The 12,131-nt window shown below is 70.6% G+C and carries 13 protein-coding genes; 4 read left to right on the forward strand and 9 right to left on the reverse strand.

Annotation, left to right across the window (positions count from 1 at the left end):
- The 3 genes from JOE59_RS00005 to JOE59_RS00015 form a co-directional block, all read right to left on the reverse strand.
- Positions 1-615 (reverse strand): hypothetical protein (locus tag JOE59_RS00005; RefSeq protein WP_204458154.1); only part of this gene is annotated, 615 nt, incomplete at its 3' end.
- A gap of 1 nt (position 616) precedes the next feature.
- Positions 617-961: a PadR family transcriptional regulator gene (locus JOE59_RS00010; protein ID WP_204458156.1), complete on the reverse strand. Its 345-nt coding sequence runs from the start codon at positions 959-961 to the stop codon at positions 617-619.
- Between the two features lie 84 nt (positions 962-1,045).
- A complete protein-coding gene (locus JOE59_RS00015) occupies positions 1,046-2,686 on the reverse strand; it encodes a molybdopterin-dependent oxidoreductase (RefSeq protein ID WP_204458158.1) in 1,641 nt (546 codons plus the stop codon).
- Between the two features lie 121 nt (positions 2,687-2,807).
- Between JOE59_RS00015 and JOE59_RS00020 the strand changes: the two genes are divergently transcribed.
- Positions 2,808-5,135 (forward strand): ATP-binding cassette domain-containing protein, encoded by a 2,328-nt coding sequence (locus JOE59_RS00020; RefSeq protein WP_204458160.1) that lies wholly within the window; start codon positions 2,808-2,810, stop codon positions 5,133-5,135.
- Positions 5,136-5,227: 92 nt separating this feature from the next.
- The gene (locus JOE59_RS00025) at positions 5,228-6,028 is read left to right on the forward strand and encodes an SDR family oxidoreductase (RefSeq protein WP_204458163.1); all 801 of its coding nucleotides are present in this window, start codon (positions 5,228-5,230) and stop codon (positions 6,026-6,028) included.
- Positions 6,029-6,150: 122 nt separating this feature from the next.
- Here the strand turns inward: JOE59_RS00025 and JOE59_RS00030 are convergent, their stop codons facing one another.
- Genes JOE59_RS00030 through JOE59_RS00040 form a run of 3 tightly spaced genes read right to left on the reverse strand, consistent with a single transcriptional unit; the run spans position 6,151 to position 8,502 of the window.
- Positions 6,151-6,906: a DivIVA domain-containing protein gene (locus tag JOE59_RS00030; protein ID WP_204458165.1), complete on the reverse strand. Its 756-nt coding sequence runs from the start codon at positions 6,904-6,906 to the stop codon at positions 6,151-6,153.
- Positions 6,903-8,093, reverse strand: a complete 1,191-nt coding sequence (locus JOE59_RS00035; protein ID WP_074259819.1) for a globin domain-containing protein — start codon at positions 8,091-8,093, stop codon at positions 6,903-6,905. Before JOE59_RS00035 ends, JOE59_RS00030 begins: the two co-directional genes overlap by 4 nt.
- A 4-nt stretch (positions 8,094-8,097) precedes the next feature.
- Complete coding sequence (locus JOE59_RS00040) at positions 8,098-8,502, reverse strand: group I truncated hemoglobin (RefSeq protein ID WP_074259820.1); 405 nt, start codon at positions 8,500-8,502, stop codon at positions 8,098-8,100.
- A gap of 165 nt (positions 8,503-8,667) precedes the next feature.
- Between JOE59_RS00040 and JOE59_RS00045 the strand changes: the two genes are divergently transcribed.
- Positions 8,668-8,901, forward strand: coding sequence for a hypothetical protein (locus JOE59_RS00045; protein WP_204458167.1), 234 nt, complete (start codon positions 8,668-8,670; stop codon positions 8,899-8,901).
- Positions 8,902-8,922: 21 nt separating this feature from the next.
- On the opposite strand, the gene JOE59_RS00050 is transcribed toward JOE59_RS00045, so the two are convergent.
- Both JOE59_RS00050 and JOE59_RS00055 read right to left on the reverse strand, forming a co-directional pair.
- Positions 8,923-9,618, reverse strand: coding sequence for an alpha/beta hydrolase family protein (locus tag JOE59_RS00050; protein ID WP_204458169.1), 696 nt, complete (start codon positions 9,616-9,618; stop codon positions 8,923-8,925).
- A gap of 5 nt (positions 9,619-9,623) precedes the next feature.
- On the reverse strand, positions 9,624-10,691 hold the full coding sequence (locus JOE59_RS00055; protein WP_204458172.1) for a DUF2207 family protein: 1,068 nt from the start codon (positions 10,689-10,691) through the stop codon (positions 9,624-9,626).
- A gap of 117 nt (positions 10,692-10,808) precedes the next feature.
- Here JOE59_RS00055 and JOE59_RS00060 point away from each other — a divergent pair, with 117 nt between their 5' ends.
- Positions 10,809-11,030, forward strand: coding sequence for a hypothetical protein (locus JOE59_RS00060; RefSeq protein ID WP_179551202.1), 222 nt, complete (start codon positions 10,809-10,811; stop codon positions 11,028-11,030).
- A 5-nt stretch (positions 11,031-11,035) separates the two neighbouring features.
- Here the strand turns inward: JOE59_RS00060 and JOE59_RS00065 are convergent, their stop codons facing one another.
- Positions 11,036-12,064 (reverse strand): FUSC family protein, encoded by a 1,029-nt coding sequence (locus tag JOE59_RS00065; RefSeq protein WP_204458173.1) that lies wholly within the window; start codon positions 12,062-12,064, stop codon positions 11,036-11,038.
- Between the last annotated feature and the right edge of the window lie 67 nt (positions 12,065-12,131).

A 12,131-nucleotide genomic window follows, 5' to 3' on the forward strand; every position in this document is an offset into this window, starting at 1 on the left:
CGGCCGGTTGACGCGGTCGCGGTCGAGCACCTGCGGGGGGATCCGTCGTGCAGCAGCCGACGTCGCGGCCGGCGCGGGCTCGGCGGCCCATTCCATGGGTGCGGCCGATCCTGCCGGAGACTCCTGCTCACCGCGACGGTGCCGGATCGCGGCCGCGATGATGGTGACCGTGATGAGGAAGCCCGGCCACCAGAACGCCCCGAGTCCCCAGGTGAGCCACCAGGCGGGCAGGGGCGCCCACCACGCGCCCGCGACACCGGCGGAGGCCGCCCAGATCGCGATGCTCGGGTCGAGGTACGCCGCGGGCAGCGTGATCGCCCACTGCAGCGCGACGCCGCCGAGTGCGATCCAGGCGAACTGGGGCGCGTCCGCGGGCCGGATGATCGTGAAGCCCGCCGGGCGGTAGCGGTCGGCGACGTCCTGCGGTCGTCCGAACGCACCGAGCAACGCCATGGCCATGGCCTCGTCGGCGGGCCGACCGGCGTCGTCGGCGCGACCGGCGAGCTCCTCGCGCAGCAGCGACCGGAGTTCGAAGCCGACGTCGGCACGTTGGCGCCGGGGGAGTCGGCCGACGACGTTGCTCACGTAGCTCTCGATGATGACGTCGGGATCCATCTCAGCTCTCCTCGTTCAACAGCCGACCGACGACCGAGGTCAGCGACCCCCACGCCGCGGTCAGGTCGCGGTAGCTCTCGGCCCCGGCAGGGCTCAGCGTGTAGTAGCGGCGAGGCGGCCCGTCGTCGATGCGCCACTCGGAGGCGAGCAGGCCCTGCCCCTCGAGCCGACGGAGCAGCGGATAGAGCGTGCCCTCCTCGATCGGCATGCCGCGCTCGGCGAGCGCCTGGCGCAGCGAGTAGCCGTACTGGGGCGCGCGCAGTTGCGAGAGCACCGCGAGCACGAGCACGCCCTTGCGCAGATCCTGCTCGAGCTTGCCCGACTGCTCGGGGCGACTCTCTACCATGCGCGCCACACTACATAGACCCGCACAGTACGTCAACAGGATGTCCCGTCGGCGTGATCGCCGATGGAGGGACGCGCCGGCGGGTCAGCGCACCTCGACCGTGACCTCGTCGAGGCCCGTGGCGCCGTCGGGCACGACGCCCTGCCGATCGGCGGTCTGCACGTCTCCATCGGCGCCGAGGGCACGCACCCGAACGGAGTGCGAGCCCGCCGCGGCATCCGGCCATTCGTACTTCCACTGCACCCACGTGTCATCGTTGATCGCCGTCGCGAGCTCGGCCGCGCGCCACTCGCCGTCGTCGATCTGCACCTCGACGCCCGCGATGCCGACGTGCTGGTGCCACGCGACACCCGCGAGCACTGCCGAGCCGGAGGAGACCGACTGCCCCTGGCGGGGCACGTCGATGCGCGAGGAGATCTTGATGGGTCCGCGCTCGCTCCAGCCGCGATCGGTCCAGTACGCGGATGCCGCGTCGAAGCGGGTCACCTCGAGATCGACGACCCACTTCGTGGCCGAGACGTAACCGTAGAGGCCGGGCACGACCATCCGCACGGGGAAGCCGTGCTCGGTGGGCAGCGGTTCGCCGTTCATGCCGACCGCGAGGATCGCGTTGCGGTCGTCCTCCAGCACCTCGAGCGGCGTCGAAGCCGTGAATCCGTCGATGCTCCGCGAGAGCACCATGTCGGCATCGGTCGAAGGGCCCGCGCGGGCGAGCAGTTCGCGGATCGGGTAGCCGAGCCACACGGCGTTGCCGATGAGGTTGCCGCCGACCTCGTTCGACACGCACGCGAGGGTCGTGATGCTCTCTTCGAGGGGGAGGGCGAGCAATTCGTCCCAGGTCAGCGTGACCTCGCGATCGACGAGGCCGTGGATGCGCAGGCTCCAGTCGGCGGGGTCGATCGCCGGCACGGCGAGGGCGGTGTCGATGCGGTAGAACTCGGCATTCGGTGTGACGACCGGAGCGAGGCCGTCGATGCCGAGTTCGGCGCCGGCGGGCACGTTCGCGGTCGACGCCGCCTTCGGCAGGGTGATCGCGTCGCGTACGGCCGTGACCGCGCGGGCGCCCGCCTGCAGTGCGTAGCCGCCGAGTGCGGCGAGCGCCCCGAGTGCCACGGCGCCGCCCGCCCAGCCGAGGAAGCGGCGGCGGTCGACGTCTGCCGGGGCTGCCGGCGTCGCCGAGTCGAAGGATGATTCCTGCGACGCGCCGGGCTCCACCTCGTGCGTCGGCTCGGTGTTCCTGCGACTCAGCGCGTCTGGGGCGGGTTCGGGGGTGGGTGTGGGGGCGAGTTTCTTGAACAGGAACGTCAGCGCGAGCATCGCCGCGATCGCGGCCACCGCCGAGGGCACGATCGCGAGCATCGAGGCGTTCGCCCGGCTCGCCGCCGCGACCGCGCCGACGACGCCCACGGCGCCGATCACGACCATGCCCCACGGCGGTCGCCGAGCCTCGAGCACCCCGGCCGCGCCGGCGACGGCGAGCAGCACGAGCCCGATGCCCACGAGCAGGGCGGCCTTGTCGGCCGTGCCGAAGAGCGCGATCGCGGTGTCCTTCGCCCAGGGCGGTGCGAGATCGATGAGCAGGGACCCGACCACCACGAGCGGGCTCGACGCGGGTGCCACGACGGCCGCGACGAGCTCGCCGACGCCGACGCCGAGGGCGACGGATGCCACGCCCGCCACGGCGGGCAGCACCCATCCTCGGGCGGGGCCGCGCGTCTCGGGCATGCGCACAGCGTACGCCCGGCCGGGTGCGGCGACCTGCGAGACATCCGCCCTGCCGGATGTCGCCGCCTCATGTCAGAATCGTGAGTCGCGGGCGGGCGCCCGCGACGAGGGGAGCAGCCGAATGACCGCGACCGACCAGACCGTCACCGAGCGCAGCACCGACGAGCGCAGCGCCGGGCGGCACATCGCCGACGCGCACGACGTCATCGAGGTGCGCGGGGCGCACGAGAACAACCTGCAGGGCATCTCGCTCGACATCCCGAAGCGGCGGCTCAGCGTCTTCACGGGGGTCTCGGGCTCCGGCAAGTCGAGCCTCGTGTTCGGCACCATCGCGGCCGAGTCGCAGCGACTCATCAACGAGACGTACTCCACGTTCATCCAGTCGTTCATGACCACGCAGCCGCGACCCGAGGTCGACAGTCTGCGCAACGTCTCCGCCGCGATCATCGTCGACCAGGAGCGCATGGGCGCGAACTCCCGATCGACCGTCGGCACCGCGACCGACGCCTATGCGCTGCTCCGCATCCTGTTCTCGCGCCTCGGGCAGCCCTACGTCGGCCCGAGCTTCCACTTCAGCTTCAACGTGCCGGCGGGCATGTGCCCGCGATGCGAGGGCACCGGCGAGGTCAACGACCTCGACCTCGACGAGCTCTTCGACCGCGACAAGTCGCTCGCCGAGGGCGCCATCACGATCCCCGGCTACACGGCCGACGGGTGGATGGTGCGCATCTACTCGGAAGGCGGGTTCCTCGACGCCGACAAGAAGATCCGCGACTACACCGAGGCCGAGCTGCACGACTTCCTCTACAAGGAGTCGACGAAGGTCAAGGTGCAGAACATCAACATGACCTACGAGGGCCTCGTGCCGAAGCTGCAGAAGAGCCTCCTCTCCAAAGACCGCGACGCCATGCAGCCGCACATCCGCGCGTTCGTCGACCGCGCGGTGACCTTCACCGCCTGCCCCGAGTGCGGCGGCGCGCGCCTCAACCAAGAGGCCCTCTCGTCGAAGATCAAGGGCATCAACATCGCGGATGCCTCGTCGATGCAGATCTCCGACCTCGCGAGCTGGCTCGCCGACATCGACGACCCGAGCGTCGGGCCGCTCATCGGCAACCTGCGGCAGAACGTCGACTCCTTCGTCGACATCGGTCTCGGCTACCTCAGCCTCGACCGGCCTTCGGGCACGCTCTCGGGTGGTGAGGCGCAGCGCGTCAAGATGATCCGGCACATCGGGTCGTCGCTCACCGATGTCACCTACGTGTTCGACGAGCCGACGGTCGGCCTGCACCCGCACGACATCCAGCGCATGAACCGGCTGCTGTTGCAGCTGCGCGACAAGGGCAACACCGTGCTCGTCGTCGAGCACAAGCCCGAGGTCATCGAGATCGCCGACCACATCGTCGACCTCGGCCCGGGCGCCGGCTCGCGGGGCGGGCAGATCTGCTTCGAGGGCGACCTCGCGGGGCTGCGCGCCTCCGACACGCTCACCGGCCGGCACCTCGACCACCGGGCGAAGCTGCGCGACGAGGTGCGCACGGCATCGAGCGCGCTCGAGATCCGCGGTGCGACGCAGCACAACCTCACGGGGGTCGACGTCGACGTCCCGCTCGGCGTGCTCACCGTCGTCACGGGCGTCGCCGGTTCGGGCAAGTCCTCGCTCATCCACGGCAACGTGCCGAAGCACGACCAGGTGGTCGTCGTCGACCAGTCGCCGATCCGCGGCTCGATCCGCTCCAACCCGGCCACCTACACGGGCCTGCTCGACACGATCCGCAAGGCGTTCGCGAAGGAGAACGGCGTGAAGCCGGCGCTCTTCAGCGCGAACTCCGCCGGCGCATGCCCCAACTGCAAGGGCATCGGGCTCGTGTTCGTCGAGCTCGGGCCGATGTCGACGGTCTCGAGCGTGTGCGAGGAGTGCGGCGGCAAGCGGTTCACGGCCGAGGTGCTCGAGTACCGCCTCAATGGCCTGAACATCGCCGAGGTGCTCGCCCTCTCGGTCGACGCGGCGCTCGAGTACCTCACCGAGAAGCCGGCCCGGGCGATCCTGCAGCGTCTCTCCGATGTGGGGCTCGGCTACCTCGGCCTGGGCCAGGCGCTGAACACCCTCTCGGGCGGCGAGCGCCAGCGGCTGAAGCTCGCGATCAGCATGGCGAAGTCGGGCTCGGTCTACGTGCTCGACGAGCCGACGACCGGTCTGCATCTTGCCGACGTCGACCGCCTGCTCGCCCTGCTCGACCGGCTCGTCGACGACGGCAACTCGGTCATCGTGATCGAGCACCATCAAGCCGTCATGGCGCACGCCGACTGGATCATCGACCTTGGCCCGGGGGCCGGTCGCGATGGCGGGCGCATCGTGTTCGAGGGCACCCCGCGTGCCCTCGTCGAGGCCGCCGCCACCGACGAGGCGACGCTCACGGGCACGCACCTCCGGGAGTACGTCGGCGCCTGAGGTCACGGCGTCCGGTGCCTGATTCACAGCTGGAAATCAGGTCGACCTGCTCTTCGAGCGGGAGCGTCGCCGACCGGCGTAGCGTCGATGACATGAGCAGAACGTATGTCATCACCGGAGCAGGATCAGGCATCGGGGCGGCCGCCGCGGCGCTCCTCACCGAGCGCGGCCACCGCGTCATCGGCGTCGACCTGAAGGGGGCCGATATCACCGCGGACCTCTCGAAACGCGAGGGCCGAGCGGATGCCGCGGCAGCCGTCGTCGAGGCATCCGGCGGGCGGATCGACGCCGTCGTCGCGGCGGCCGGCATCTCGGCGCCGATCCCGCTGACCGTGGCCGTCAACTTCTTCGGCGTCACCGAGTTCCTCGACGCGCTCGCCCCGACGCTTGCGAAGGCGGATGCCCCGCGCATCGCCGTGGTGAGCTCGATGGCGAGCCTGCAGCCCAACTCCACCGCGCTCGTCGAGGCACTGCTCGCGGGCGACGAGGCCAAGGCGCTCGACCTCGGCGCGGCGCTCGCCGAGCAGGGGCCCGAGACCGGCTACCTCAACTACCCGTCGTCGAAGCGCGCGCTCAGCCGCTGGGTTCGCCGCGAGTCGATCGCGCCGCGCTACGCCGGCGCCGGCATCCCCGTGAACGCGGTCGCCCCCGGCACCGTGGTCACGCCGATGACCGCGCCGCTCCTCGCAACCGAAGAGGGTCGGGCGATGGTCGACGCGGCCGTGCCGATGCCGCTCAACGGACACTCCGATGCGCTCGTGATCGCGAAGCTGCTCGCCTGGCTCACGAGCGAGGAGAACTCGCACGTCACCGGACAGACGATCTACATCGACGGCGGCGCCGACGCCACGCTCCGCGGCGACGACATCTGGACCTGGGCCGACCCGAGCTGACCTTCCGGGCAGTGGCCCGACGACCCGCGAGCCTCGCATCGCTCGTGCAGCGAGAGAGCGAGGATCGGGTCGTCGGGTCGTCGGGTCGTCGGGTCGTCGGGTCGTCGGGCCGTCCGGCCGGATCAGGGACTGACGTACGTCTGCCGCTGGATCGTCGGCTGCGGCGGCACCGCCGGGATCCAATCCGGTTCCTCGTCGGGGAACTCGTCGTCGGGCAGCGCCTGGACCGCCGACTCGGCCACGTCGGCCGCGTCGGGCAGCGGCAGCGTGCCGAGGCGATCGACCTGCTCGGTGAGGGCGTCGAGCACCGAGCGCAACTGGATCTGGGCGACCTGCGCGTAGGTGCGCACGTACTCGATCTCGGGCATCGACGGCAGCGGGATGCTCGCCGTCGTCGTCGCCGGCTCGGTCGGCGCGGCAGCTGCGGTCGCGGCGGTGCGCTCCTGCGCCTCGCGATACTGCGTGCGGGCGGTGAGCACGAGATCGCGCGCGTACTCCTCGGCGTCGGCGACCGCCTTGTCGGCGATCACCTGGGCCTGGGAGAGCAGACCGACGGCACCCAGCGTGACCTCGCGCTCGAGGTCTTCGGAGCCGGTGCTGCGGAGCTTCGTGTTCTCGGCACGGAGTTCGGCGAGTTCGCGCTGGTGCTCGGCGAGTTCGCGGCGGTCCTCGGTGAGTGCCGCCCGGACCTCGCCGATCGTGCGTGCGAGGTCGGCCACGTACGCGTCCACTTCGGAGCGGTCGTACCCGCCGAGCGGGCGTGAGGCGAATTTCACGGTACCCGACTCGGGCAGACGCGAGACGGCGGCGACGAGGCCGCCTTCGGACATCGGCGGTAGAGGGATCGGGAGTTCGGCTTCGTCGTCCCAAGTGGTCATCGGGCACTTCCCATCGGTTCTTCCACGAGTGGTGACGGCTGCGGGTCACGCAGGCCGTCCTCATCGAGCGTGGCGAACAGTTCGAAACGGATGTCGGGTGACGGCACACCGAGCTCGCGCAGCCGGGAGGCGGTGTGGCGCACCATGGAGGGCGAACCGCAGACCATCGCGAGGGCGCCGGGGGAGACGTCGGCCTCGACGACCGCGTCGCTCACGAACCCCTTGCGACCTGGGTAGCTCGGGTCGTCGGACACGACGGGCGTATAGCTGAACCACGGCCGACCGGTCAGGCTCTGCATCAGGCGGTTCTCGTACAGGTTCCACGGAACTCGAGCGCCGTGGAACAGGTGCACGCGCGGGGCGTCTCCGGTCGCCTGCCACTGCAGGTCGATGCGTTCCAGATGCGCACGGAGCGGGGCCAGGCCGGTTCCGCCCGCGACCATGACGAGGTCTCGACCGCGGTCGGCGTCGCTGAGCGTCAGCTCCTGCCCGACCGCTGAGCCCATCCGCACTACGTCACCGGCCTTCAGTCGCCGCACCACGGCGCCCGACACCTGCCCGCCTGGCACCAGCTGCACGTGGAACTCGATCGTGCCGTCCTGCCGCGGCGCATTGGCGGCGCTGAAGTAGCGCCACAGGCGCGGGGCGTACGGAGTCTCGACGGCGAACGACTGCCCGGGCTCGAACGGGAGGTCGGGCTCGGGTCGCACGTGCACGATCGCGACGTCCATGCTGCGGCGCTCGACCGCGGTGACGTGACCCGCCCAGGAGGCCGGACTGCTCAGTTCCGACTCCTCGGCGGCCTGCACCATCGCGGTCGCGATGACGCCGTACGCACCGGCCCAGTCCTCGGCGAGCTCTGGGGTCCAGAGGTCGCCGAGGAAGTGCTGCAGCGTGGTGAGGAGCGAGAGGCCGACCGCGTCGTAGTGCTCGGCGATGACCTCGAACCTGCGGTGGTCACGGCCGAGCTGCCCGATGAACGCCGTCACCTCGTCGAGTTGATCGACGTTGGACACGATGCGCCCGAGCGCGCCGACGAGCCGGTCGCGTTGGGTTGCCATCGCGACCGGGAACATCGCCCGGAGCTCGGGGTGCGTGTAGAAGAGGTGCGAGTAGAAGAAGAGCGGCACCTCGTCGCCGAGCGACTCGGCCAGCGACCAGGTGTGCTTCAGCGCAGCGGTGTCCACGCTGTCACTCTTGCGTCGCGCTGACCTCGACGATGTCGGGTTGGGTCGCGGCGACGGCGGTCACGGTGCGGTCGACGATCTCGGACGGAACACCGGCCTCGGTCAGTGCGGCGATCAGGTGTTCGGCGACGGCGCCGAACTCCTCCGCCGTGATGCCCATGTTCGCGTGGGCCGCACGCAGGTCGCGTCCCTCGTAGGCGACCGGCCCGCCCATGACCTGGGAGACGAGCGCGACCTGGTGTCGCTTGAGTCGGACCATCTCGATGCCCTCGAAGTGCTTCAGCAGTCGGTCGTCGCCGAGCACCAGCTCGTAGAACCGGTTGACGACGGCGGTGACTGCGGGTGCACCTCCGACGGCTGCGTAGTCGCTCTGGGCTTCGGGTTGGGTCTGCAGATCGAGGGAATTCATTCGGGTGTCCGTTCGGTAGGGGGGTGTGAGGACTTCCCTTTCCTAGCAGAACGCACACCCTCAGATCAAAGGTTTGTTGCATGTCGCTCCGGTTCGGAGCGGGCGTTCAGGCCCGTCTGGCATGCTCCGTTCCTCGGCTTCGGTCGCCGCGGATAGGCTGGCATGGTGGAACTCGGTCTGGCCTTCGCCCTCGCCTGGGCCGTGCTCGCGCTCGTCGCGGGCGCCGCGCTCATCGTCAAGCGCCGCTGGCTCTCCGAGACCATCACGGCGGAGCGTCAGTCGACCGTGGCGCGCGCGGGAGCCCGTGGCCCGGGCTCCACCGTCTTCCTGATCGTGGGCCTGGCCTTCGTCGCGATGGGCCTGTTCATCATCGTCTGGTGGGCATCGGCCGCCTTCTGATCCGCGCCGGCCACGACCTCGCTACTCGGCAGTCGGTACGCGACCGCGCACGAACGCGGCGACGGGCGCGGCGAGCCCCGCCCCGATCTCGGCGGCCGGGCGCCTGGCGCCCTTCACCTCGAAGGTGTGGTTCGCCTCGTCGATCCACTCGATCACGGCATTCGAGCCCACCCGGGCGACGACCTCGTCGAGCTGCTCGTTGGGCTTCGCGAACGGATCGTTGCGTCCCTGCAGGAAGAGCATCGGCACGGTGATGCCGGGCAGGTGCTCGTCTCGCGGCTTCTCGGGCTTGCCCGGGGCGTGCAGCGGATAGCCGAGGAAGACGAGGCCCGCAGCGGGCATGCCCTCGGCGACGGCCATCGATGCCATGCGCCCGCCGAACGACTTGCCCGATGCCCAGATCGGCTCGTCGGGGCGGCCCGCGTCGGCGGCGCGTTCGGCCGCGGCATCCATCACCGCTCGCCACGTCGCGACCGCGACCGGCGGTCGATCGGGGAACTTCCGCCCGGCCTCGCGGTACGGGAAGTTGAAGCGCAGGGTCGCGAATCCGTCGTCGTTCAGGGCGCGGGTGAAGCCCGTCATGAACGGATGCTCCATGCCGGCACCCGCACCATGGGCGACGACGATCGTGGTCGTCGCGGCCGGCGGGCGGGCGTACACGGCCGAGACGGGCACGTCGTCGACGTCGACGGTGATGGGCTGCTCTTCGCTGGTCATGGCGGCTACAGGTTGAACAGTTCGAAGACGCCGCCGATGGCGTTGCCCGTGCCATCGGCGAGATCGCCGACGGCGGAGGTCAGTTCGACGACGCTGCCGGCCGCGTCGATCGCGATGGCGATCTCGGCAGTGACGTCGACGAGATCGCCGAGGGTGGCGAGGTTCGTCTGGCCGAGCTCGGCGTGCTCGAGCTTCAGCTTCGCGATCCACTCGCGTTCCAGCCCGAAGATCACGGCGTAGGGGAGCAGCCGTTCGTGCAGGTGGAAGCGCGTGACCGGGTCGGACTGCTCGGGCGCTGCGGCATCGACGGGCGCCGCGGCAACCGTCGTTCGCAGCTCTGCGCCGCTCGGCGATTGCAGCATGCGCAGCCGGTCGGCCTCGGCGAGCTCGATGTACTGCTTGAGGCCCGCGAGGTGCTCGCGCCGGGCGTCGGCGGCGGGCAGGAACCTGCGCCACGACGACGGGGTCACGAAGATCGTCGCGATCGTGGCGGCGATCGCGACGAGCGTCGCGATGAGCGCGCTCCACTCGCCGCTCACGATCGTGAAGACGAGGAACAGCGCCTCGACGAGCATGCCGAGGTAGGCGAAGACGGTCAGGGTGACGCCGGGCCACGTGACGCGGCGTTCGGCCACCAGTCCGTTGCGCGCGAGGGCGTGCTCGGTGTTCAGCAGCAGGCTCTTCAGGCGCCCCGCGAGGGCACGGCGATCTGCGGAGAATCGGCGCACGCGCGTGCTCGTGTGCTCGGGGCCGAAGAGCGCCTCGAGCAGCGCCGTCTCCTCGGCCGTGAGCACCGCGCCCGCGACGAGCTCGACGCCGATGGGCTCGCGCTTGCCCTCGCCTGCGAGCAGGCGCACCTTGCGCTTCACGGCGAGGTCGACGAGCGCAGCGGATGCCGCGCGCCGATCGGCATCGACGAGCAACGCGTCGCGCAGCACCGTCGAATCGCGCTCGGGGGTGTACTGCACCACGCGCGGCTTCGGGCGCTGGGCGGCGACCGCGCGCGCGACCAGCCCGAGCCCCAAGATGAGGAACGCGGGGAGGATCGCGAAGATGAGCACGGCGGTCAGCACGCGCCCAGTCTAGGGATTCGGCCGGCCGGCACGCGCGAAAGGAGCGGATGCGCAGTCGTCGCGCGACGCGCGCGGGCGCTGCAGCGGATGTCGGAGGGCGGGCGTACCGTGACAGCCATGACGAAGCAGATGCAGCACTCAGCACCCCACCTGGTGATCGATGAGCCGTGTCCGCGCTGCGACTCCCTCGCGGTGCGCGCGATCGTCTACGGACCGCTCGACTTCGAGGTCGAGGCCGGCGACGCCGTGGGTGCGCTCGCGCACGACGAAGCGCCCATCTTCGACTGCCGCGAGTGCGGATTCCAGTGGGGCGCGGCGGTTCGCGACCGACTGAGCTGAGCGGGCTACTCCTCGACGAGCTCGTCGCGGATGCGGCGCAGGTCCTCCATGAGCGAGCCGATGAGGATCCAGTGGCCGGACTTCGGCGGGGTGATCACGAGCGGTGACGTCAGCGCCGGGATCGCCGAGGTGAGCGGCTCGGGGTCGACGTCGGCCAGGTGCACGGCGAGCCGCACGTCGTGAGCGGCGCGGCGCAACTGCTCGGCGATCGCCTGCACGGTGGGTTCGTCGGCGAGCGCCGTGTCGTAGTGGTCGAAGAACGCCCGGGTCATGCCGATCACCTGGGTGACGATCGGGCTCAGCCGCTCGAGCAACGTGCGCATGTCGCCGAGCTCGGTGCGGTGAGCGGAGCGGCGCGGGTTGAGCGTCAGCGATTCCTCACCCGTGGCGATCGAGGCATCCGCCGCGTCGCGCATCGGGCGCATGAGTCGCGCCTCGACCATGAGACGCTGCAGGTCTGCGGGCGTCTGCGGGCTCTCGAGGGCGCTCGCGAGCCGGTCGAGGGATGCCGCGAGCTCGCCGCCGAGCAGTGACAGGTCGCGTCGCGCGGGGGAGACCGCCACCGGCGGCACGATGAGCGCGTTGACGACGATGCCGATCGCCGCGCCGATGAGGGTCTCGATGATGCGGTCGACGGCGTACTCGGGCGACGACGAGCCGAGGGCGAGTACGAGCATCGCGCTGATGGCGACCTGGTTCGAGGTGCCCGGCGTCATCTTCAGCGCCCACGCGACGAGCATCGCGATCACGATCGTGACGAGGATGATCCAGCTGTCGGCTCCGAACACGAGCGACGCAGCCGTGGCGACGAGCACCCCGAGGATCACGCCGATCGACCGCTCGATCGCCTTGCCGAACGACTGGTTCACGCTCGGCTGCACCACGAGCAGCGCCGCGATCGCGGCGAAGACGGGCAGCGGTCCCGGGATCAGCCAGCCGGCGATGAGCCAGGCCGCGATCGTCGCGGCCGAGGCCTTCGCGACCTGCAGGATCGGCATGCGCCTGGACGCGCGGAACGTGCCGGTGATGCCCATGCGACCCACGCTACTGCCGGTCGAGTAGCGACGAAGGAGCGTATCGAGACCTCCGTGTCACGTCTCG

It is taken from the genome of Agromyces cerinus, assembly GCF_016907835.1.
Taxonomy (GTDB): Bacteria; Actinomycetota; Actinomycetes; order Actinomycetales; family Microbacteriaceae; genus Agromyces; species Agromyces nitratus.

What these genes read in the sequence shown, in the direction of transcription:
- JOE59_RS00010 (WP_204458156.1), bottom strand. Translation starts at nt 961, where the DNA reads ATGGTAGAGAGTCGCCCCGAGCAGTCGGGCAAGCTCGAGCAGGATCTG.
- JOE59_RS00015 (WP_204458158.1), bottom strand. Translation starts at nt 2,686, where the DNA reads ATGCCCGAGACGCGCGGCCCCGCCCGAGGATGGGTGCTGCCCGCCGTG.
- JOE59_RS00020 (WP_204458160.1), top strand. Translation starts at nt 2,808, where the DNA reads ATGACCGCGACCGACCAGACCGTCACCGAGCGCAGCACCGACGAGCGC.
- JOE59_RS00025 (WP_204458163.1), top strand. Translation starts at nt 5,228, where the DNA reads ATGAGCAGAACGTATGTCATCACCGGAGCAGGATCAGGCATCGGGGCG.
- JOE59_RS00030 (WP_204458165.1), bottom strand. Translation starts at nt 6,906, where the DNA reads ATGACCACTTGGGACGACGAAGCCGAACTCCCGATCCCTCTACCGCCG.
- JOE59_RS00040 (WP_074259820.1), bottom strand. Translation starts at nt 8,502, where the DNA reads ATGAATTCCCTCGATCTGCAGACCCAACCCGAAGCCCAGAGCGACTAC.
- JOE59_RS00050 (WP_204458169.1), bottom strand. Translation starts at nt 9,618, where the DNA reads ATGACCAGCGAAGAGCAGCCCATCACCGTCGACGTCGACGACGTGCCC.
- JOE59_RS00060 (WP_179551202.1), top strand. Translation starts at nt 10,809, where the DNA reads ATGACGAAGCAGATGCAGCACTCAGCACCCCACCTGGTGATCGATGAG.
- JOE59_RS00065 (WP_204458173.1), bottom strand. Translation starts at nt 12,064, where the DNA reads ATGGGCATCACCGGCACGTTCCGCGCGTCCAGGCGCATGCCGATCCTG.